Origin of the sequence: Flavobacterium sp. W21_SRS_FM6 (assembly GCF_052119645.1) — a bacterium.
In the GTDB taxonomy this organism is placed as follows: Bacteria; Pseudomonadota; Gammaproteobacteria; order Enterobacterales; family Alteromonadaceae; genus Paraglaciecola.
Map to the genome: position 1 here is coordinate 144,959 of NZ_JBGQOM010000004.1, position 22,843 is coordinate 167,801.

Genomic DNA, 22,843 nt, shown 5'->3' on the forward strand with positions numbered 1-22,843 from the left:
CGAGTCATGATCGCACCTTGTTCAAGCTGGTAAATTGTAAACTTTGGTAAAGTTCATTGCTTACTCTGTAATTAAAGTGCTTGAATGCAAACCGTTTTTTAAACTCAAACTGACTTGTGTAAATAATGAAGCATATTAATTTTTCAGGACTTGTCTGCGCAGTTTTGTTGCTCAGTGCTTGTTCTCATTTATCGGCTGTCGATAATACGTTGCGACAGCCTACACTGCCTGACAACTGGCAGCAGCAGAGTCCCTATTTAGCTGTGCAAGATGATTGGCTCAGTGAGTTTAATCAAGCAGGTTTATCAGCATTGGTTGAAAAAGCCCTCAACAAAAACCTCACTTTAAAGCAGCTTGCTTACCAAAGCCAAATTGAAGAACAACAAGTTAAGCTCAGTGGCGCCTATATCTGGCCTACCTTGGATTTATCACTCAGTCAGGGACGCGGTAAAAGCGTCGAGCCCACTTCTTATGCTACCACTAGTTCAATAAGCTTGGATCTTGCTTATGAAATTGACATTTGGGGCAAGTTATCAGATTCACAGCGCCAAGCAAATTTAAGCTACTTGGCGCAAAAAGCCACGTTTGAACAAGCGAAACAACAAATAGTTGCTGACGTAATTGTTGCTTGGTTTAAGCACTTAAGTGACAAACAATTAAGTACTTTATATCAAGCAAGGGTGCGTAACTCTGAACAAAACCTCGACATTATCGAGCAAGGATACCAACAAGGTTTAAATGCTGCCTTAGATGTTTATCTCGCCCGCAACGATTTAAACAGTGAACGCTCTCGTTTGTCGCAACAACAAGCCAATGAGCGAGACAGCAACAGAGCCTTACAACGCTTGGTAGGTGAGTATCCAGATGCACAATTGAATATCGAATCTGATATTCCGTTTATCTCGGCCAGTCTTGGCAAAGGCATTCCAAGCGAACTTATTACTCGCAAACCAGAATTAGTGGCTAGTTGGTATCAATTATTAGCTAAAGATGCGGCATTAGCCTTTGCTCATAAACAACGTTTTCCAAGCTTAGCCATTGGCGCTTCACTGAGTGACGGCGGTGAGACTTTAAGTGACGTGCTAAGCCCCGCCAGCTTAGCTTGGTCGTTAATAGGCCGAATCAGTGCTCCCTTGTTTCAAGGGGGAAGTCTCAAGGCAAACGAAAAAATTGCCTTGTTAAGCCTAAAGCAAAGTGAGCAAGCGTATCTTGATGCGTTGTACTCTGCATTTAACAGTGTCGAAAGTGGCATAAACCAAGAAGAGTCATTATTACAACAATATCAAGCTACCTTAGCCGCGCGCGACAATGCAGTGATAGCGGAACAGTTGTCTTTTGAACAGTATCAAAGCGGCCTTGTCAGTTATACCACGGTGCTTGATGCCCAAGGACGATCTTATGATGCGCAAAGTTCGCTGATTGATTTAAAAAATCAACTTATCGCCAATCGAGTCAGTTTGCATATTGCATTAGGCGGTAATTTTTCAACAACCCAACTTTCCAAAAGTGAAAACTAAGCATGAGTTCTAAAATAACTAAACGAGTCATCCCCGCGCTAATCCTAGTTGCGACGGTGGTGTTGTTTCAATTTATTATGGGTAATCCCCCCGAGGCTCAGCGTGGCTTTACGCCCAAGACAGCCAAAATAGTGGTAGAAACTCACACACTGCAAGCTCAATCATATCAGGTGCAAGTAGACAGTTACGGTATTGTTAAACCGCGCACTCAAAGCAACTTAGTGGCCCAGGTTTCGGGGCAAATTACTCAAATATCAGCTCAATTTCGCGAAGGGGGATTCTTTAGTAAAGATGACGTGCTTGTGCAAATTGATGACCGTGATCATCTCGCCGATGTCAAAACCGCGCAAGCCAATATATTATTAGCTGAGCAAAGTTTGTTGGAAGAGCAGGCGCGAGCCAAGCAAGCGATAACGGATTGGCAACGATTGGGCAATGGCCAAGAGGCCAGCAGTTTAGTGTTGCGTAAACCGCAGCTTGAAGCGGCAAAAGCCAGTGTGCTTTCTGCCCAAGCAGCCCTCGATAAAGCGCAACTTAATTTAGAGCGCACGCAAGTAAAAGCGCCTTACGCCGGCAGAGTGTTAACTAAAAATGTGGATATTGGCCAAGTTGTGGCAAATAACAGCGAACTGGCTGAGATTTTCGCCACCGATAAGGTAGAAATTCGTTTACCTGTTAGAAACAAAGATTTGGAACTGCTTGAACTACCTGAGCAGTTTCGTGATGCAGGTTTGGCTTCGAGCGGCGCAATGGTTGAATTTCAGTCTGATCTTGTGGGGCAACAAGCTTGGGTCGGCAGCTTAGTGCGTACCGAAGGTGCTATCGATGCCAATGCCCAGCAATTATATGTGGTTGCACAAATTAACGACCCCTATAAAGCAACCGCAACCAACAGATATCCCATTAAAATAGGCCAATATGTCAACGCTAAAATAGCAGGGCGCAACTTACAAGACGTCCTCGTTATCCCTAATTCAACGATATATCAAGGAAGTTACGTTTACATTGTTGAGGACGGCGTTCTAAAACGTAAAGACATCGAGATCCGTTGGCAAAATAGCCGTCAAAGCATTATTGCTAAAGGCTTAGAAGCTGGGCAGCAACTGGTGTTAACGCCGCTAGGACAAGTGAGCTCAGGCACTGCGGTGAGTATCAAAGGTGAAACGAAAGATAAACCTACGAGAGAAAATAAAGCACTTACTGCTGACAATAAAGGAGCCACTGCATGATAGCTTGGTTCGCTAAAAATCATGTTGCGGCCAACCTATTATTAATCAGTATTGTATTGGCCGGCTTGTTTTCCTTATCCACTAAGATCCCACTTGAAGTTTTTCCTTCTTTTGAAGCAGACACCATTAGTGTGTCGGTGTCGTTACGCGGTTCAACCCCCGAAGATGTTGAAAAAGGCGTAGCGATTCGAATCGAAGAGGCGGTACAAGATTTAGAAGGTATTAAGCATATTACCAGCAGTTCGTCAGAGGGCTCTGCGTCGGTCGTTATCGAATTAGAAAATGGCTATGATCCCCGTGAGCAACTCGCTGATATTAAAAGCCGTGTTGATGCCATAAATACCTTTCCTGTGGACGCAGAAAAGCCGGTGGTGGCCTTAGCTCAACGTAAACGTGAAGTGATGGCGGTAACGGTAGCCAGTGATTACGGTGAAAAAGAAACCCGTGAATTTGCTGAGCATGTGCGTGATCAACTGCTTTCTTTACCGAATGTTACCCAAGTGGAGCTAAGCGGTGTGCGTGATTACGAGATTGCCATTCAAATTAGCCAAGACACATTGCGCCAATACAATCTTACCTTAGCTGGAGTTTCAAGTGCCATTGCCAGTTTCAGTAGTGATGTTTCAGCGGGCAATTTAAAAACCGACGGTGGAGATGTGTTGATCCGCAGTAAGGGCCAAGCCTATCGTAAAAATGAATTTGCCAACATCGTGATAAAAAATCAGACCGACGGCACTATTATTCGCTTAGGTGATATTGCTCAAATCAGTGATGATTTTGAAGAAACCCCCGTGCGCACTCGTTTTAATGGTAAACAAGCTGCATTTTTGGATATTTATCGCATCGGTCCACAAAGCGCTATTACGGTGGCCGATGAAGTAAAAAAGTTCATTGAACAGCAGCAAGAAAATCTGCCCCAAGGCTTTGAGCTGAGTTACTGGGATGATGACTCCGAATTAGTGAAAAGTCGCCTGGCTACCTTAACCACCAATGCTCTGCAAGGCGGCGTATTGGTACTGGCGTTATTAACCTTGTTTTTACGTCCCGCTATCGCGTTTTGGGTCTTTATCGGCATTCCAGTGTCTTTCATGGGCGCGTTTTTGGCTATGCCATTATTTGGTGTCACCCTTAATGTTATGAGTTTGTTCGGCTTTATTTTAGTGCTAGGGATAGTGGTTGATGATGCCATTGTCACGGGCGAAAATGTGTATACCCACTTAAAAACGGCTAAATCAGGTGAAGAAGCCGCAATTAAGGGCACTCTTGAAGTTGCTACGCCGGTGACGTTTGGTGTATTGACCACCGTAGCTGCGTTTTTACCCCTTGCTTTCATTGAAGGGGCGCGCGGTGCCTTGTTCGCTCAGCTTCCAGTGGTGGTTATTCCTGTGCTGCTATTTTCACTGATTGAATCAAAGTTTGTGTTACCCGCACACTTAAAGTACCTCAAATTGCGCGATCAAAAAGGTCATCCCTCAAAGATAGAGCAACTGCAACAACGCTTTGCTGATGGTTTTGAACGGGCGATCCTCAAGTACTATAAGCCGGTATTAAAGCGAGTACTGAATAATAAAGTCACCACCTTAAGTTTATTTATTGGCACCTTTGTCATCATTTTAGCCCTTATCATGAGCGGCTGGACCAAATTTGTATTTTTTCCACGCATACCCAGTGAAACAGTACGAGTGAGTTTAACGCTTCCCACCGGTACTCCCTTTGATGTCACCAATAATCACGTGATTGCTATGGCTGACAAAGCTCGTATTTTGCAAGACAAGTATCGCGATGCAGATACTAACGAAAGCGTGATTTTAAATATACTAGCGACCACTGGCGGTAGAGGTGGCGCGTCTAATTCTGGCCAGGTGCGTTTTGAAATTACCCCTGCTGAAAAGCGTGAATCTGCTGTTACGTCCCAGCAATTAGTTGCACAGTGGCGCGATATGATAGGGGATATTCCAGGAGCAGAAAGCCTAACCTATCGCGCTGAAATAGGCCGTAGCTCTGATCCTATTGATATTCAATTAAGTGCCAACAGCCTCGATACGCTACAAGAAGTGGCTCAGTTAATAAAAGCGCGATTAGCCACTTATCCTACGGTATTTGATATTGCTGATAGCATGTCTGACGGTAAACAAGAGCTGCAAATTGAATTAAGCGAACAAGGCCTTGCCTTGGGGTTGAACCGAGTACAAGTATCAACGCAAATTCGTAACTCGTTTTTTGGTGCTCAGGTACAACGCATCCAACGTGGCCGAGATGACGTTCGTGTGATGGTGCGTCTGCCCATCGAAGAGCGCCGCTCTTTATCAGACTTACAAGATATGTTAATTGCTACGCCCACAGGTAGCAGTGTGCCGCTGTCACATGTTGCCAAACTTATTCCTGGCCAGAGTCCTTCCAGTATCTTAAGAGTCGACCGTTTTAGGACCCTAAACGTGAGTGCGGATATCGAAAAAAGTAAGACTAATATGACGGTCTTGCAAGCTGACTTAAAAGCTTACCTCGATGAAGTAATGAATCAATATCCTGGGGTGCGCTATACCATGGAGGGCGAAGCAAAAGAGCAAGCGGAGTCTTTTGGATCATTAGCTTGGGCCTTAGTGTTTGTGTTTTTTATTATCTATGGTTTGTTAGCTATTCCGCTTAAATCTTACTGGCAACCGATTATTGTGATGAGTGTTATTCCTTTTGGCATGATCGGAGCCGTGATGGGACATTGGATCATGGGCATGGACTTAACCATCATGAGTTTGCTTGGCATGTTGGCTCTCATTGGCGTAGTGGTTAATGACTCTTTAGTGTTAGTTGATTTTATCAATAAAAAACGCAGTGAAGGATTGCCTCTGATGGAGGCGGTTGCGTCAGCAGGTGTTGTTAGATTTAGGCCAATTATGCTCACTAGCTTGACCACGTTTATTGGTCTAATGCCCCTGTTATTTGAAAAAGCTACCCAAGCTCAATTTTTAATTCCGATGGCGGTTTCTTTGGGCTTTGGTATTATTTTTGCGACTTTTATCACCTTATTAATGGTACCGGTAAATTACGTATTGTTAGAGAAGCTAAAAAAATCAGTGGCGTAGACTAAGCCTTTTTTATGCCTAATACCAAATAAACAGGTGCGTTAGTCGGTGCCTGTTTATGTCTTGAGACCCATCGATTCTTTGCTTTACTGTCTTCCTTGTGTATTTAAGCTCATACCTTTTTCCCATATTCAATACTTCATATTGAGGTTGTTGGGCGTAGTCTGGCGGATGGTTCAAGTCAGAATAGGAAGCGGTATGCCACAGGCGGTTATCAAAAAGCGAGGTACGCAGTTAGTGTGCGCCGCATTTATGTTGTTCAGTCATGCTAGCTTTGCCCTTGTTCAACCGCTACAAACTCTTCCTACTAAGCAATTTGAACTCGCTTTATACACATGGGCTGGGCTATTTGTTGTGGTGCTATATTTGGTTTTGATGTTAAAAATTAAACTTCGAGTGCAGCGCAACCTTTGGGCGCAACAACGCCAAACGCTAACACAGACTCTGGCGTTAATGGATAATTTTAATGAAGGCATGGTTCACCTTGATAAAAACAAACGCATTGTTTTCCTGAATCAGGCAGCATGTTATTTACTGGGAAAAAGTAGCGACGACATCCTACATACTGATCTTAATGACTGCTTTAACCAACAAAACCAAGCTAAGTTAATGCAACTGTTCGGCCAAACTACGCATGACAAAGTGCAAGTGTTTGAACGAAATAGGCATGTAGCCATCGTTATAAACCGTCCAGCAGACTTCTCAGCCTCGGTTTGTTATATCGTTTCTCTAACCGACATCACTAACTACCAACTCAAAATTGACCAACAAGCTAAGCAACTTACACAATTTGACGCTCGATTGTCTCTAACAAAGTTGGCTCGAGTAAGCCTAGATTTAACTAAAAAAACCTATCATGGGGATGTTGAGTTTGCTGCCCTATTACAAAATGAGCATGCAGCACTTAGCGGTGAGTTGAGCGAGTTTAATTCACTTATTCAATCCACTGATCGCTATGAATTTAATCAAGCCATTGAGCGAATAAAAAGCCAAGAGCAGAGCGATTTTCGTTGCCAGTTTAGTGGCGCATCACAGCCAATTCTAACGCAAGTTTTTGTTTTGGTTATTAGCCGATCTGTGACAGGTGAGCCTGTTCTTGTTGAACTTATCGTACAAAACCTATCTGAACTTGCAGAGCAAACTAAACAGGCAGAGGTCAGCTTACATTTATCTCAAGCCGTGTTTAATTCTACTCGCAATGGCATGTATTTACTCGATGTGTCGGGGCAAATACTCTCGTGTAATGCGGCCTTTGAGAGTCTGTTTAAAACCCATCAGAATAAAGTCAAATCACGCTTTGTTCACGAGCTGGATTTTTTACCTGAAGATATCCGCCAACTGCATCCAACTGCACAGTGCGATAGCCCTTTTTCTCGAGTCGGTCAAAGTAAAGAATTCACCCTAAGGACACTCGATAATCACGTCCGGTACCTGCGCTTTAGCCTTAAACACTACGCTGATAAACAAGGCAATAAAGCCGGTATGTTAGGAATATTTGAAGATGTCACCGAGCTTAGAAACACTAAATTAACTGCCGACAAAGCCTGCAAACGGTTCACAGACTTGCTCAACTTAGCGCCCTTGTCTATTGCAATTACCGACAGCAACGACAACATACTAGAGGCGAATGACACTCTGGTAAAACGCTTGGGTACAAGCCCTAAAGATTTGAAAAAAAGCAATCTATATCAATTGTTTACCGAACCAAGCTCTGCAGCAACTGCGGTAAAAATTCTGCAAAAAGAAGGGCGACTACATCAATATCAGGCAAATTTAAGCGGTAAAAATGGCGCTTCGTTGCCCAGTGCAATTACCATTGATGTCTTTGATAAAGAGCTCAAAGAGCACCTTTGTTGGATTAGCGATACGTCAGAGCAGCTGTATCAAACTCAGCGCTTTGAGCGTATTTTTTCTGATTGTAACGAGCCCATGGCCTTATTGGACGAATTGAGTTTTATTAAAGCGAATCAAGCCGCCGCTGACTTTTTTGCGGTACAAGAACCACAGCAGCTACTGGCACTTTCGCCCTGTGATGAACGCTTTAATCAAAACATTGAATTGGCGAGAACCCTAGCGCAAACCATCACTAAGGTGAGACAAAGTGGGAAAAAGCAGTCGCTGTTATGGGAGCACCAAATAAACCAGCTAACCCAGCCTTGCCAGCTCGAGCTGGTGCCTATTTTAAAGGCAAATGTTTGCGTACAAGTATTATGTATTTGGAAAGATTTCCGCGCCATTAAAGAGGCAGAACGGGCACGCTTAGAAGCGATTAATTTGCATCAGGCTGCGGAGCGTAAAGTGGCTGAAAAGCAGCAACTATTAGAAAGCAGCCAAGATCTGCTGGCAAACAAAGCTAAAAACTTGGCCGAAACACAAACCCAGTTGCAAGCAGCGCAAATAGATTTAACTGTAAAACAAAATACGATTTCTGATTTAGAGCAAGCTCATCAAGATAGTAATCAACAAATCGAGCAGTTGCAGCAAGCGTATCAAAGCAGCCGTGAAAAGCTTGCCCATAGCCAAGATGAAAACGAAGCGTTGAGCAAGCAATTAGAAAGTTCAGTAGTTAAAGTGCGCGGGTTACAAGAGCAGCGCAATCAAATAGCTGATGCCTTGCAGTACTCTGAACGCAAATATACAAACGTGCAAAATCAATTAGCCAAAAGTGAGCAAACTACCCAGTCCTTGCAACACGAACAACAAGTGCAGCAGCAAAAAATGCACGATTTTGCGACTCAAATCGACGTACTAAAAGCCTCTATTATTGATAAAGACAAACAAATTTCAGATGTGAGTAGTCAAATCAATACCCTGCAGTCGCAGTTAAGTAGCTCGGGGCGCGCAACAGAAAAGTTGCGTGAATCGTTGATTAACCAGCGTAAAGCCAGTGCACAAGCCGAGCAGGAGCGTCGCGAGCTGGAATTTGCCTGTCACAGTGCGCAAACCGAATTGTCGAGTAAGGCCCGTCACATAGAGCATTTGCAACATGAGATGGAAAAGTTTGAAGAAATGAGTCAGCAACAGCAAGGCAATATGGCGCAACAACACTCACAGTTACAACAAGAGTTAGCAGCCAAACAGGCCGTGCTAAAAGCGACACAACAGCAGCTTGATGAGACTCAGCAAGCCTCTTTGCGAGAAAAAGCAGAAAAAGAGCAACAACACACTATTTTGATTACCTTACAAAATGAACTTGTAGTAATGGAGCGTGAGGCTGAGTTGCGTCAGCAGAAAATGCTGCAGGCTAGTCAACAATGGCAGCAACAGCAAAAACAATTGCAACATGAACTACTGCAAAAGCAGCAAAAATTGCAAGAGAGTGAAGACATACTCAGCGAAGCCAAACAACAAACTGAAGCAGAAATAAAAGATAAAGCCAAGCATCAAGCTATTTTTGCTCAGTTGCAACAAGACTTGCTCATACTTAAAAAGCGCGAGGAGCAACAACAACAGCAAATTCAACAGAGCGAAAGCCAATGGCTAGCACAGCAAGAAGCACTTAAAAATGAGGCTTTCGCTAAGCAGCAAGCCCTGCAGAAAACGCAACAAAAATTAGATGAAAAACAACGGGTAGCGGATGCAGAGAAACGTCAGCGCTTAGAACAACAGCATCAAGTGGAGCAGTTAAGTGTCGAATTAGCCGATGTTGAGAAACGAGCCGCTAAACAACAAGAATTAATGCAAGGCAGCGAAGAAGAGCGTCGTCAGTTTTTAGCAGAAATCGAACAGCAAAAACACCAGTTACAACAGGCTTTAGACCACGCACAGCAGCAGAATCTGAGCATGAAAGACACTCTCGATAAGCACCTTCACGCACTTAAAAAAGCCGAATCGCAAGTGAGCCAAACCGTATCAGGCGAGCAGAAACTGCAAGAAGAACTGAATAAAGCGCGCCAAGAAGCACAAGAATTAGCTGCTCGTTTACAACGTCAAGAACAACAAGAGCTTGCTTTGCAACAACAATTGGCTGAGCAGCAACAAGTCTTACAGGGCAGTGAACACAGTATTAATGAATTACAATCTAAGCAAGGCGAGCTCACTAAAGAGTTATGCAAGGTGCAGCAAGAATACGATAACCGTAAACAAAGTTTAGATGCACAAGATTCCAGCCAGAGTAAGCTAAGCCAACAATTAGAAAAATTAGAACAAGCACTTACCGCTAGTAAATCTCAATTAGCGCTAAAAGAAAAATCGTTGCAAGACGCACAGCAGCAGGTGCAATTAAGCCAAGCCCGATTGGCCAAGCAAGAACAAACTTTAGTGGCTGCCCACAAAGTTGAGCTTCAACAAGCCCATGCTGATGAGCCTAAAACGCATCAACGAGCCGGGTCGCATTTTGCCCAATTGCCTTTGCCGGCTAATCCACATGCCTGGTTTGCCTTATTGCCTTTTTTGCAACAACAAACAACAAACTTGCCGCTGCCGATTGCATTGACGACTCTGATGGATGAGCTGGACGAAGCGATTAACGCTGCTGATATCGCTATGCAGCATGAGGACTTGGCACACATCAAACAAACAATGGCAGGCCTTGCTAAGCTGACAACACATGTCAACTCACTTGCCTTGTCAGACCAAATGAGTCGCTTAGAAGCTGATTGTGCTCAAGGTCTGATAGATAATATTACAATAGCGTGGCCGAGCCTGAAAAAATCATTATTAACTACCTTACGGGTTATTTATTCTCATTTACACGCTTAGTGATGTTTACTGTGAAGTTTCTACTTGTCGCCTGTATATCTTTCATCTTCTTTGCCTTTTAACGTCAGCTCCTTAGCGTTGATCTAGATAAAAAACATTTCATATCAGTTACTTAACTAGCTGGCATGTTGTTCGCTTAGCGTTGTTGCAATACATTTAAGTTCATCAATAGCCAGCTAGGGTAGCCACAGCGTGTAAGCTGTAATAGAGCTTCTGTGCGATATACGATTTACTAAGTGAATATGCAAAGTCAGTCAGCAGTACCGAGTTAACCTGCTGGGAATCGAATCTACAAGCCAACAAAACCAATTGATTAGGTATAAACTTGCCCAATTGGAGCGGAGGTAAAATGCAAAATCAAATACTAAAAGCCGGTCAAACCTTTCCCGATATCAAAGTAAAAACAGAAGATGGTAGAGAGCAAGCCTTAGTGGATGTTCACAATAAAGCGACTACCGCAAAATGGACATTAGTGACGGTCTATCGGGGTCAGCATTGCCCTATATGTTTAAAGTACCTCAATGAACTCAACCTTTTTACCGGTCGCTTTAATGCTCTAGATATTGAACTTGTTGCAGTTTCGGCTGACGATAAACAACAATTAGCACAATTTAAAGACAAAGGCTTGGACGTCAGTTTCCCTGTTGTTCTTGAACTACAAGTTGAAGATATGAAAAAACTCGGGCTGTATATTTCAGAACCTACCAGCAACACTGAAACAGATCACCTCTTTGCTGAACCCGCATTATTTTTAGTAAATCCAAAGGGCAAAATTACCATGGTAGAGATCGCGAATGCGCCCTTTATTCGCCCGGATATCGACCGTTTTGTTAGCGGATTAGAATATGCCATGGAGCATAACTATCCGACTCGAGGTACGCATAGTTATTAATGATAGAGGGTAGCTACACAATCAAGGCGAGACAGTCGCCTTGCCCTCATTTATTCACCACAATAATCTATTGCTAGAGTCTTTATCAGGTACTTCCATGTAATGCTTGATAATAGGCATGCCCACTGGAAACGTTTTGCCAAAGAAAACAAACAACCACCTATGATTCTTTATAGATTTACTACCGCAATTTGCGGTTTGGGTGTGCAGTTATCGAGCACATAAAATTGTTCTTGATCAGCTAAGTGCCACCAACGCTGCCACACACCGGAAGCATGGTTGTCCACTAGTTGGTTGGCGTCTAAAGGGGGTACGATACCCGGTGCAGCTTCTAGCAAGCCTTCTGAAGTGCGGCGTTTGAGCATGTTAGGGCACAACATCGCCGGATCGTCCAAGCCCATACTACCCACAAGCTCATAAAGACTGTGCAAAGTATTATGCTGGAATTGTTTTACTCTCAGGCTCTTGGCTTTTATATCAATGGCTTTTGAGCGCTTGGGATCTTGGGTTGCAATGCCAGTGGGGCAGGTATTGGTATTACACGACCGTGATTGAATACAACCCAAGGCCATCATCATAGTGCGAGCAGCGTTTACGGTGTCTGCTCCCATCGCCATCTTGGATAAGATATCAAAGCTACTGGCACTTTTACCAGAGGCGATAATTCGTATCTCATCTCGCAAGCCCACACCAATAAGGGCTTGGTGAGCAATAAAGGTCCCTTCTAAACACATCATGCCTAAACGATTGCTAAATTCGACCGGCGCAGCACCTGTGCCACCTTCAGCTCCATCGACAGTGATAAAATCAACAAGAATACCGGTGCTGACCATGGCTTTACAAATGGCTAAAAATTCAGCCGGATGCCCTATGCATAATTTAATGCCAATGGGTTTGCCGCCACTTAATTTACGCAGTCGCGCCACAAACTCCATTAACGCAATAGGCGTAGGGCATTCAGGGTTCATGGGCGGCGATACGCAGTCTTCATCTTGTGATACGCCACGAATTTGTGCAATTTCGTCACTAATTTTGGCTTTAGGCAATACCCCTCCGTGGCCAGGTTTAGCACCTTGACTCAGTTTAATCTCAATCATTTTAATAGCAGGTTTATTGGCCATATTAGAGAATTTGTCTTCGTCAAAGCCGCCATCTTTCGTGCGGCAGCCAAACAAGCCTGTACCGAGTTGCCAAATAATATCTCCGCCATGTTTTAAATGATAAGGGCTGACGCCTCCCTCGCCAGTGTTATGGGCAAAGCCACCTAACTTGGCCCCAAGGTTCAATGCTTCAATGGCATGGCTGCTCAATGCGCCATAACTCATGGCTGAGATATTCAACAAAGATGCAGAATAAGGTAATGCGCATTGTGAGCTACCAATCAAGATCCGTTTGCTTTGCTCCTTTACGGTTCGAGGGTGCATAGAATGCCAAATACTCAGATAGTTGTTTTCCATCAAATCTCGTTGCGTTCCAAAGGGTAGTGTGTCGTTAACGTTTTTAGCACGACGGTAAACGAGCTCCCGTTGTTCACGGTTAAAGGGCCGTTCGTCAGTATTGGTGGCGATAAAGTATTGCTGAATTTCAGGTCTTATTGACTCCATCATATAGCGCAAGTACGCCAATACTGGATACAAACGATTAAGTGTATGGGAGCTAAAAAACAAATCGTACAAGCCGGTTAGAGTAAACGCAGCCATAAAAAGTACTAGCAGCAAAGACGGTAAGTTGAAAAAGGTTAAATAGGTAAAAAGTGCTGTGGCGTTACCTAAGGATGCCATTAACCAGAAAAAAATTTGTGCTGGGGTCATAGTAGAAAAATTCCAAAACCTAACTAGATTCAATGCCCTATTAAGACATAAATTAGTATTAATGTATCTAAACAGGGCTTAAAAGTTCAGCTTTTACTGCGCACAACAGAGCATTATTAGGTAAGAGAGTATGTCGTCGTAGGTTACAATGGGGTCGTAATTACCGTGTTCAAGATAAACTGTTATCAAGGCAAACTAAGTCAATATTGTTTAAACCTTCAATGCTAGAACGCAATTAGGTTTTGCAGGGAAATCCTAGCGACAACCCCATAAATGGTTTGTAAATGCTAGCTCAAAGGGAAAGTTTGAAAGAAAAGGAGTTAGGTAAAGTCAGCTTATTGCGCCGACTTCACTTAAAGAACTATTACAGATCAAACATATTTTTGGTGGTTTTCTTCTCTTGCTTGGCGGCTTTTTTTTCTTTAGGGGATAAAGCAGGTTGTTTCTTCGATTCTTTTTTACTACTGCGTTCTTTGCTCATAATGTGGCACTCAGTGGGGTAGGCAAATATTGCTCGAAATATCAAGCAACCACCCAATGTAGCATAAATAAGTGGGTGGTGAGTGATATATAATCGTGCTTGTGGTTTTGAGTTGCAGATTAGCGCGAGAGTGAATAGGACGAGGGTTGTTTATTCATCCGCTAAGGGTTTGCGAACAAAAAAGGCCCATCATTACTGATGAGCCTTTTTATTGTATTTGGTGGAGCTGGGGGGATTTGAACCCCCGTCCAAAATACATCAACCGTCGGTACTACATGCTTATTTTGTCATTTATTTAACTATTTTGAACTCCGACAAACAGGATTTCTCATAGCTGGCCTAATACTGTTTCGCGGTTCACCCTTAGACAAGGTTCCCTCGCTATTCTGCTGGGATGACCTTCCGAACCTCTACTAGCAGAAAGAGTATGAGTGGAAGGGCTCAGCCGGTTATTAAGCGGCTAGAGCGTAGTTTTCGTCGTTTGCGACTATTTGTTTGCGGCTTTTATAGAGGCAAACCGCTCCTCTGCATGCACCTAAAGCCTCAAGCATCCTGTCGAATCCAAAATCAGCCCCAGAGTGTGTTGGCTGCAAACTGCCAACGCTGTTATGTTAACACAGCACTTGGCGTTTGTACCAAGCTAAGTTTTAAATCTTTGTTTTTCGTCTGTTTTTTAAACAGTTCGTGGGTAATGTTAATAACGTTTTTAAGCATTCATCCCTAGGGAGCATGATTAGCTTTTATCTAGTTTGTGTTAGCCTACGTTTTAGCGTGCTAACTCCCAGGAAACCACACATGCCGCAAGATGTATTCAGCCTTTTTACCTTGCCAAACGGTAATCAACTCAAGAATCGCTTAGTTAAAGCAGCGATGGAAGAAAATTTAGCAAATGTTTACCAATTGCCTGATGAGCCTTTGATGCAATTATATAGCACCTGGGCACGAGGGGGAGTGGGTTTGATTATCACTGGTAATGTGATGGTTGATCGATTAGCCATGACAGGACCGGGTGGTTTGGTGTTAGAAAAGTCCACTGAGCTTGAGCCCTATAGTCAATTAGCCAAACAAGCACAGCAACATAATTGCAAGGTGTGGATGCAAATAAACCACCCTGGGCGCCAAGTCTATAAACGCATGGGAGGTAAGGTATTATCATCTTCAGATGTGGCCTTAAATCTAGGCAAACATTCCGCTTTGTTTGCTCCGCCAAAAGCGATGAATGAACAGGAAATACAAGATGTGATCAAGCGCTTTGTTACTACTGCTCAAAAAGCCCAGGAGGCTGGTTTTGACGGGGTTGAAGTGCATGCGGCTCACGGGTATTTACTGGCACAGTTTTTATCACCTCTGACAAATAGACGTCAGGATAGTTGGGGTGGTAGCCTTGAGAATCGAGCTAGATTATTGTTGAACATTGTTGAACAAGTGCGTGTGGCATGTGGGATTAAATTTGATTTAGCGGTCAAGCTTAATTCAGCAGATTTTCAGCATGGTGGCTTTGATGTGAAGGATGCCCAGCAAGTCGTTTATTGGTTGACTGAATACGGCGTTGACATGGTGGAATTGTCTGGAGGTAGTTACGAAGCGCCAGCCATGCAGGGTCGTAGCGCGGATGAGCGCACTTTAGCACGAGAGGCCTATTTTTTAGAGTTTGCCGGTAAAATAGCACTTGAAAGTCAGATCCCAATAATGACAACAGGCGGGATCAGGCGTTTAGAAATTGCCGAACAAGTCATTGAAAGTGGCGTTGCGCTGGTGGGCATGGCAAGTGCTTTGGCTTATACGCCCGACTTACCTAAACAATGGCTTAATCATCCTGAGCGGGTTGGTTTTATTCCGTCAGTGAATTGGCAAGACAAAACCCTCAGTGCGCTTGCTGTTATGGCCTTGATCAAAAAACAGCTTAGGCGAATGAGTAAAGGTCAGGCTCCTAAAAAAGATAGCTGGGCATGGCTTGCACTATTAGACGATCAATTGCGCTTAGCTAAATTGACTAAGCGCTACCGAAATCTGCATGCGGCTGAGCTTGATTAGTCCATGACTTAAATTAGAAGCGTAACGACAAACCACTTAGGCCACCATCGAGTTTTTGAAATTCTGACATTGCTACTTCACGACTGGCATAACCCAGTGACTGAATGGTCGCGAGTGCTTCTGGAAATCCTTTAGGCACTAACACTGTACCGTTGATCCACACGCTACTCGCGGCATAGCGTTCATTGGCACTCATTTCAATACGGTTGTAGTCACTAAAATCGGCATGGTGATGCATCTCTCCGAAGGTCAGTAAATTGTTATTTTCTAAATAACTTAAAGACCTTTTTAGGTGCGGCAACCCTGACATGTTCACCATTGAACCAGACAAACCTTGTTTAGCTAACAAGTGAATCAATTGTTGTGCACCTTGGCGATTGGTACGGCCAGACAAACCAATATAAAAATGTCCTCCAACCATCATGATGTCACCAGCTTCTAGGTGGCCGGGGGCATCAATGATATCTGGACAAGGATAAAATTGGTTCACTACTTCAGTGATGAACTTTACTTCACCTTGTCGGCTGGACGTGCCAGGATGGGTTAAAATAGCCCCTATAGGTGTAAACAACGCGACATCCTCAACAAAACAGGAGTCTGGAAAGGCTTCTAATGCATCAAGCACTGTGACGCTTAAACCACATTCTTGTAGTGCCAATATGTAATCATCGTGTTGCTCACAGGCTATCTCAAAATTGGGCTTTCCACGTTTGGCTGAGGTTATTCCTTTGACCATGGAACGACAGGGTTTGCGAGCGATTGCGTGACTAAACATAGTACTTAATTCCTGGTGCGTTAATGGAGTTGAGATAACTGAAGCGCACCCTATAGACAAGCTATTAGCGACTCTTTCCCTTCATAAGAAGCTGAGCAAAGCGCCGTCCTGTTCATGGTTATTGAAATACGCGACAAGCTTAACGCAATAAAAAAGCCGAGGACAATGCTCGGCTTCGGTTAGATACATACAGGTTTATTAGACCTTATGTTTCATCATACGTTCTTTATCGCGGGCCCAATCACGGTCTTTAATCGAATCCCGTTTGTCGTGTTCCTGCTTACCCTTCGCCAAATAAATTTCAAGTTTTACCCAATTTTTACTCCAATACATGGCAGTTGGAATAATAGAGTAACCTTGACGTTCTACAGAGCCGATAAGTTTATCCAGTTCACGACGTTTAATGAGCAACTTACGCTTCCGGGTTGGATCACAGACAACGTGAGTCGACGCTTGATTTAGAGGTTGAATGGTCGTGCCTAAAACAAAGGCTTCACCTTTTTCAATCGACACAAAGCTCTCGGTAATATTAATTTTACCAGAGCGAATGCTTTTTACTTCCCATCCCTGTAATTCCAGTCCTGCTTCGATTTTGTCTTGCAAGTGGTATTCATGACGCGCTTTTTTATTTAGCGCAATGGTAGGTTTATTGTTTGGTTTGGACTTCTTCATATTCATGTCGGGCATTATAAAGCATGTCCAGTCGCACACAACTAAAATCATTGAAATTGAACGTGTTAGCGTAAAATATGTTAGCCTTATGCAGTTTTCAACTTTGGTAATGATAGTGGGGAATTAATGCCAAACGTGTCGCGCAGTGCCTTAGTCGCTTATAGTGCTGAATCTATGTTTGATTTAATAAATGATGTCGATAAATATCCAGAGTTTATTCCCGGTTGTGCCAAAACCGAAGTGTTGCGGCAAGATGAAGACAGCATGCGAGCGTCTATATTGATTTCAAAGGCGGGAGTGAAACAGTGGTTTACTACCGAAAATACTTTAATTCGTGGGCAAGCAATTCAAATGAACTTAGTTGACGGTCCGTTTTCAAAATTAAGCGGTGGTTGGACAATTACTTCTTTGAGCCCCAGTGCTTGTAAAATTGAATTGAACCTAGATTTTTCGTTTTCCAGTAAAATTGTTGAGTTTGCTTTTGGTAAGGTCTTTAATTCTATTGCCAGCAATATGGTGGTGGCGTTCACCGAGCGAGCCAAGAAGATCTGCGCGTAGAAGAGAAATAAAAATATGACCGAACACCAATTTTCAGTTGAAGTGGCCTACGCAACCCCAGCAAAACAAGCTTTGCTTGAAGTGGTAATTGAGCGCGATACAACGGTTGAACAAGCGATTAAGGCGTCTGGAATTTTATCGCGCTTTCCTGATATTGATCTAGACGTGCAAAAAGTGGGTATCTGGAACCGCACGTGTAAACTTTCTGATTTGCCTAAGCAGGGTGATAGAATTGAAATATACCGTCCCCTAATTGCTGATCCCAAAGAAGCACGCAGGCTGCGGGCTGAAAAGGCCAAGGAAGAGGGCAGAGCAAACAAGATCACTGGGGCTAAATTATAGATAGCCATGTTGACTGATTATTAATCCTAAGGATTAAATTGAGGTAGGTATTAAATTTCCAGATTTTCCAAAAAATGAAACTGACAGACTGCTAGCCCTATATAAGTTAGATATTCTTGATACTGCCCCAGAAGCGCGTTTTGACTATATTACTAAGAAAGTCAAAAAGTACTTTGATGTGAGTTATGTTTTGGTGACTATTATCGACAAAGAACGCCAATGGTTTAAATCTTGTCAGGGTATCGAGTTAAGTGAAACGAGCAGAGACATCTCTTTCTGTGGTCACGCCATCAACTATAACAACATTTTTTATGTACCTAATGCGCTAGCAGATGAACGTTTTTTTGATAACCCTTTAGTACTCAACGAACCCTATGTGCGTTTTTATGCTGGGGTGCCGCTGATTATATTTGGCGAATATGCCATTGGCACCTTATGTCTTATTGATGACCAGCCACGTGTATTAAGCGACGCTGACTTAGACATGCTGCAAGAGTTTGCCAACATGGTTATATTTGAAATCGAACAAAGAGAAGTTGAACGCGCTAAGCACCCCTAGCATCGCTATCTTAGCGCTTCACACAAAAATTTTGCAAGGGTTGTGCTCTACCAAACAGCCTCGCAATACGTTGTCAAACATCATCTCGGTAAAGTGCTGACTCTGGTAAATGAAAAAGGGATATTAAATCTTCGCGTTTTATTTTTTCGATCAGAGTAAGCCACTAACAATGCCTATTTTTGCAGAGGCGTCGTCGTGTGGTGAAACATGCGACTCCAAGGCTCAATTGTTTCGATATATTCAAGCGCTCGAGGGCGAACTTTGTCTTCATACTCATGCTTATGCGAAGTAAACCACTCGCCATTGTTATTGGCCTGTTGCTGCCGTCAAAACGAGCAGCGAAGGGGCAAAGTGGCTAAACCGCGTTTTTCTGATTCCAATAAAAAACAGAACCTAGTATTTTCGCCGTTGTAAGCCGGTTTGGGCCAAAATTTTTGCAGAAATCTCTTCAATGGAGTAGCGGGTACTATTTAAAAAGGGAATTTTTTCTTTACGATACAAGTTTTCAACTTCCCGCAATTCCATACGGCATTGAGCTAAAGATGCATAACGGCTATTGGCTCTGCGTTCAGACCGTATTTGGTGTAAGCGCTCCGCCTCGATAGTTAAGCCGAACAATTTATCTTTGAACCGTTTTAATGCGGGCGGCATTTTTAAAACGTCACCCATGTCATCCTCGGTAAAAGGATAGTTAGCCGCTTTAATGCCGTATTGCAAAGCAAGGTATAGGCTGGTTGGGGTTTTACCAGAGCGTGAAACACCAACAAGCACGATATCGGCTTCATGATAATCTTTTAGATTTGAACCGTCGTCATTTGCAAGGGCATAGTTGACTGCCTCGATTCGAATATCATAGGTTTTTTCATGAATACTGTGGGTACGATGTTTCTCTGGTTTGGATGGCACACCTAATACTTTTTCCAAAGGTGCAACAAATTGGTCAAGAAAATTGTAATTGATACCCACCGATTTTGAGATAATTTTGCGCACTTCAACATTAACGATGGTGTAAAACACTAAAGGGCGTTGTTGATCATCTTGAAAACTTTCAGATATTTTGTTAACAACTTGTAGCGCGTGCTCTGCTGTTTCCACAAAGGGAATTGTGATGTGTTTAAACTCTATGGTAAATAAAGAAAGGAGTGCGTGGCCAAAAACCTCCGCAGTAATCGCTGTTCCATCCGAAATATAGTAGGCTGTTCGCAAAACATTTCCTTAACATTGTTGTAATTTAATTACAGAAAAAATTAAATTTTACTTTAGTGTAAGCAACATTCTAAAATCCCCCACGCAAAAAGCTAGCCCGTTGAGAAAGATAAAAATTTCGATTGAGTATATAGCAAAAGTTTACTCTGTGATTGGTCAAGCGAGCACACTAAGTAACCCGACAAATTTCACTTTGGAGACTGAAGGAATGCAAGAGCACGTACTGTGGTATCAGCAATTAGGAATGGGCGATGTGGGTGTCGTAGGGGGAAAAAACGCTTCACTGGGTGAAATGATTTCTAATTTATCAAACGCAGGGGTGCAAGTTCCTGGTGGTTTTGCTACTACCGCTAACGCGTTTAACTTATTTCTTGAGCAAAGTGGTTTGGAGCAACGAATCCACACTTTGCTTGATAGCTTGGATGTTGATGATATTCCTGCTTTGGGCAAAGCAGGAGAAACGATCAGAAACTGGATCATCGATACCCCGTTTTTACCAGAGCTTGAGCAAGCGATAAAATCTGCTTTTGAAACATTGCAGGGTGAAGCCGGTGATGAAGCTTCATTTGCCGTACGCTCATCGGCTACTGCTGAAGATATGCCCGATGCCTCATTTGCCGGCCAGCAAGAAACCTTTTTGAATGTGAAAGGGTTTGATGCTGTCATGGTTGCCATTAAACACGTTTATGCCTCTTTATTTAACGATCGCGCTATTTCTTATCGAGTACATCAAGGCTACGACCATAAAGGTGTGGCACTCTCCGCTGGTGTGCAACGTATGGTGCGCAGTGACTGTGCTTCTTCCGGCGTTATGTTTTCAATTGATACCGAATCTGGTTTTGAAGATGTCGTATTTATTACTTCATCATACGGTTTGGGGGAGATGGTGGTGCAGGGCGCGGTTAATCCAGATGAATTTTATGTCCACAAACCTACGCTTGAAAAAGGCAAACCTGCAATCGTTAGACGTACCTTGGGCAGTAAATTAGTTAAAATGATTTACTCTGACGATCTTAGCCACGGAAAGCAGGTTGAAATTGTTGATAACGAAAAAGCCTTGGGTAAACAGTTTTCATTGACCGACGATGAAGTGATGGAATTGGCCAAACAAGCCTTGATCATTGAACGTCACTACAAACGCCCCATGGATATCGAATGGGCTAAGGATGGCATAGACGGTAAATTGTATATCGTTCAAGCGCGTCCTGAAACCGTACGAAGCCGTGAAGACATTCAAGTAATCGAACGTTTTCGCTTACATGGTAAGGCTAATATAGTGTGTGAAGGGCGTGCGATTGGTCACAAAATTGGGGCGGGTATCGCGAAGGTCCTCGGCTCTGTCGCTGAAATGGATAAGATTCAGCCTGGTGATGTATTGGTGACCGATATGACTGATCCGGATTGGGAGCCCATCATGAAAAAAGCCTCGGCGATCGTGACCAACCGCGGTGGCCGTACTTGTCATGCTGCAATTATCGCTCGTGAATTAGGCATTCCTGCTGTGGTTGGCTGTGGTAATGCGACAGATCTTATAAGTAACGGCGACAAAATTACCGTGTCTTGTTCTGAAGGTGATACTGGCTTTATCTACGCTGACGTGCTCGATTTTGATGTTGTCACTTCGCGTATTGATGCGATGCCAAGTATTCCGATGAAAGTCATGATGAATGTGGGTAATCCCGATCGCGCTTTTGACTTTGCGCGTTTACCTCATGAAGGCGTTGGTTTAGCCCGTTTAGAATTTATCATTAACCGAATGATTGGTGTGCATCCTAAGGCTCTGTTGAATTTTGATGAACAGCCTGAAGATGTAAAAGCTGAGATTACTGACATGATGGCAGGCTATGCCTCTCCGGTTGAATACTACATTCAAAAACTGGTTGAAGGCATTTCAACTATAGCGGCAGCGTTTTCACCGAAGAAAGTAATCGTGCGGATGTCAGATTTTAAATCTAACGAGTATTTTAACTTGGTAGGCGGCTTTCAATACGAGCCGGATGAAGAAAATCCAATGCTTGGTTTCCGCGGCGCAAGCCGTTATATCTCAGAAGATTTTCGAGCGTGTTTTGCCCTGGAATGCGAAGCGATAAAACGGGTTCGCAACGATATGGATTTAACTAACGTTGAAATCATGATCCCCTTTGTACGTACTCTCGAAGAAGGCAAGAAAGTCATTGAATTGCTTGCTGAGGAAGGTTTAGTGCAAGGTGAAAACGGTTTGCGAGTGATCATGATGTGTGAACTACCTTCCAATGCGTTGTTGGCTGACCAGTTCCTTGATATCTTTGATGGCTTCTCAATTGGTTCAAACGACTTAACCCAGCTTACATTAGGCTTGGACCGTGACTCGGGCTTGATTGCACACTTATTCGATGAACGTGACCCGGCTGTTAAAGCCTTATTATCCATGGCGATTCAAGCGGCTAAAAAGCGCGGTAAGTACGTTGGTATTTGTGGACAGGGTCCTTCTGATCACGAAGATTTAGCCGCATGGTTAGTTGAACAGGGCATTGATAGCGTATCGTTAAACCCTGACACCGTAGTTGAAACGTGGTTGTACTTGGGTGAAACGTTCAAACAGTAATCCCTCGAGTAAGCAATAAAAATGGCTGCAGTTGCAGCCATTTTTTATAAGAACTAGTTTTTGAACTTGCGCTTTAATAAATAGGCATCGAGTTTGCGAGCTGATTGGCTCATAGCGTTCTGACACCAGCGTAACCATTCGCGAGCTTTGGGAACGTCATAACTGAGCATCATTAAACCCAGTAGCAAAACAAACATCGAACCGGGCAATATAAAAAATATGATGCCGAAGGCAGCAAATACACTGCCAACCGTAATTCTGATGTGCTTTTTCAATTGATACTCCATGATCACTTTTACCTTAAAAACAGTATAACAAAGGTGAAAACAGCAGAATGAAATAAGTGTTACAAGCGATGTGATTAGCTCCGCGTCTTATACAAATTGCTCTAATTAATACCGA

Annotated in this window: 15 protein-coding genes, 1 other RNA gene and 1 pseudogene; 10 read left to right on the top strand and 7 right to left on the bottom strand. The window is 43.3% G+C overall.

What is annotated here, in order from left to right; genetic code table 11:
* Positions 1 to 125 precede the first annotated feature (125 nt).
* The 5 genes from ACEN2L_RS08730 (at position 126) to ACEN2L_RS08750 (ending at position 11,419) form a co-directional block, all read left to right on the top strand.
* Positions 126 to 1,517 carry a TolC family protein gene (locus tag ACEN2L_RS08730; RefSeq protein WP_441743267.1) on the top strand — a complete coding sequence of 464 codons (1,392 nt, stop codon included), beginning with the start codon at positions 126 to 128 and terminating at the stop codon, positions 1,515 to 1,517.
* A 2-nt stretch (positions 1,518 to 1,519) separates the two neighbouring features.
* The gene (locus ACEN2L_RS08735; protein WP_441743269.1) at positions 1,520 to 2,746 is read left to right on the top strand and encodes an efflux RND transporter periplasmic adaptor subunit; all 1,227 of its coding nucleotides are present in this window, start codon (positions 1,520 to 1,522) and stop codon (positions 2,744 to 2,746) included.
* Entirely contained in the window at positions 2,743 to 5,826 is a 3,084-nt protein-coding gene (locus ACEN2L_RS08740) for an efflux RND transporter permease subunit (protein WP_441743271.1), read from the top strand. The genes ACEN2L_RS08735 and ACEN2L_RS08740 overlap by 4 nt, the downstream gene beginning before the upstream one ends.
* 198 nt (positions 5,827 to 6,024) lie before the next feature.
* The gene (locus ACEN2L_RS08745; RefSeq protein ID WP_441743273.1) at positions 6,025 to 10,527 is read left to right on the top strand and encodes a PAS domain S-box protein; all 4,503 of its coding nucleotides are present in this window, start codon (positions 6,025 to 6,027) and stop codon (positions 10,525 to 10,527) included.
* A gap of 349 nt (positions 10,528 to 10,876) precedes the next feature.
* Entirely contained in the window at positions 10,877 to 11,419 is a 543-nt protein-coding gene (locus ACEN2L_RS08750; RefSeq protein ID WP_441743274.1) for a redoxin domain-containing protein, read from the top strand.
* Positions 11,420 to 11,589: 170 nt separating this feature from the next.
* Here the strand turns inward: ACEN2L_RS08750 and ACEN2L_RS08755 are convergent, their stop codons facing one another.
* Both ACEN2L_RS08755 and ssrA read right to left on the bottom strand, forming a co-directional pair.
* Complete coding sequence (locus ACEN2L_RS08755; RefSeq protein ID WP_441743275.1) at positions 11,590 to 13,230, bottom strand: FMN-binding glutamate synthase family protein; 1,641 nt, start codon at positions 13,228 to 13,230, stop codon at positions 11,590 to 11,592.
* 699 nt (positions 13,231 to 13,929) lie between these two features.
* Positions 13,930 to 14,286, bottom strand: a transfer-messenger RNA (tmRNA) gene (gene ssrA / locus ACEN2L_RS08760).
* A 220-nt stretch (positions 14,287 to 14,506) separates the two neighbouring features.
* Between ssrA and ACEN2L_RS08765 the strand changes: the two genes are divergently transcribed.
* Complete coding sequence (locus ACEN2L_RS08765; protein ID WP_441743277.1) at positions 14,507 to 15,745, top strand: NADH:flavin oxidoreductase/NADH oxidase family protein; 1,239 nt, start codon at positions 14,507 to 14,509, stop codon at positions 15,743 to 15,745.
* A 13-nt stretch (positions 15,746 to 15,758) separates the two neighbouring features.
* Here the strand turns inward: ACEN2L_RS08765 and ACEN2L_RS08770 are convergent, their stop codons facing one another.
* Together ACEN2L_RS08770 and smpB are read right to left on the bottom strand one after the other, a co-directional pair.
* Positions 15,759 to 16,520 carry a hypothetical protein gene (locus ACEN2L_RS08770; protein WP_441743279.1) on the bottom strand — a complete coding sequence of 254 codons (762 nt, stop codon included), beginning with the start codon at positions 16,518 to 16,520 and terminating at the stop codon, positions 15,759 to 15,761.
* Positions 16,521 to 16,718: 198 nt separating this feature from the next.
* Positions 16,719 to 17,192: an SsrA-binding protein SmpB gene (gene smpB, locus ACEN2L_RS08775; RefSeq protein WP_441743280.1), complete on the bottom strand. Its 474-nt coding sequence runs from the start codon at positions 17,190 to 17,192 to the stop codon at positions 16,719 to 16,721.
* A gap of 126 nt (positions 17,193 to 17,318) precedes the next feature.
* Here smpB and ACEN2L_RS08780 point away from each other — a divergent pair, with 126 nt between their 5' ends.
* The 3 genes from ACEN2L_RS08780 to ACEN2L_RS08790 all read left to right on the top strand — a co-directional run bounded on the left by ACEN2L_RS08780 (position 17,319) and on the right by ACEN2L_RS08790 (position 18,651).
* Complete coding sequence (locus ACEN2L_RS08780) at positions 17,319 to 17,750, top strand: type II toxin-antitoxin system RatA family toxin (protein ID WP_441743282.1); 432 nt, start codon at positions 17,319 to 17,321, stop codon at positions 17,748 to 17,750.
* Between the two features lie 15 nt (positions 17,751 to 17,765).
* Entirely contained in the window at positions 17,766 to 18,092 is a 327-nt protein-coding gene (locus ACEN2L_RS08785; protein WP_306022926.1) for an RnfH family protein, read from the top strand.
* 112 nt (positions 18,093 to 18,204) lie between these two features.
* Positions 18,205 to 18,651: a GAF domain-containing protein gene (locus ACEN2L_RS08790; protein WP_441743451.1), complete on the top strand. Its 447-nt coding sequence runs from the start codon at positions 18,205 to 18,207 to the stop codon at positions 18,649 to 18,651.
* 173 nt (positions 18,652 to 18,824) lie between these two features.
* Here ACEN2L_RS08790 and ACEN2L_RS08795 read toward each other — a convergent pair.
* Both ACEN2L_RS08795 and ppsR read right to left on the bottom strand, forming a co-directional pair.
* Positions 18,825 to 18,956: pseudogene (locus tag ACEN2L_RS08795) on the bottom strand (hypothetical protein); the annotation flags it as partial.
* An 88-nt stretch (positions 18,957 to 19,044) separates the two neighbouring features.
* Entirely contained in the window at positions 19,045 to 19,857 is an 813-nt protein-coding gene (gene ppsR / locus ACEN2L_RS08800; protein WP_306022924.1) for a posphoenolpyruvate synthetase regulatory kinase/phosphorylase PpsR, read from the bottom strand.
* A gap of 208 nt (positions 19,858 to 20,065) precedes the next feature.
* Between ppsR and ppsA the strand changes: the two genes are divergently transcribed.
* The gene (gene ppsA / locus ACEN2L_RS08805) at positions 20,066 to 22,441 is read left to right on the top strand and encodes a phosphoenolpyruvate synthase (RefSeq protein WP_441743285.1); all 2,376 of its coding nucleotides are present in this window, start codon (positions 20,066 to 20,068) and stop codon (positions 22,439 to 22,441) included.
* 53 nt (positions 22,442 to 22,494) lie between these two features.
* Here the strand turns inward: ppsA and ACEN2L_RS08810 are convergent, their stop codons facing one another.
* Positions 22,495 to 22,716 carry a PGPGW domain-containing protein gene (locus ACEN2L_RS08810; RefSeq protein WP_306022922.1) on the bottom strand — a complete coding sequence of 74 codons (222 nt, stop codon included), beginning with the start codon at positions 22,714 to 22,716 and terminating at the stop codon, positions 22,495 to 22,497.
* Between the last annotated feature and the right edge of the window lie 127 nt (positions 22,717 to 22,843).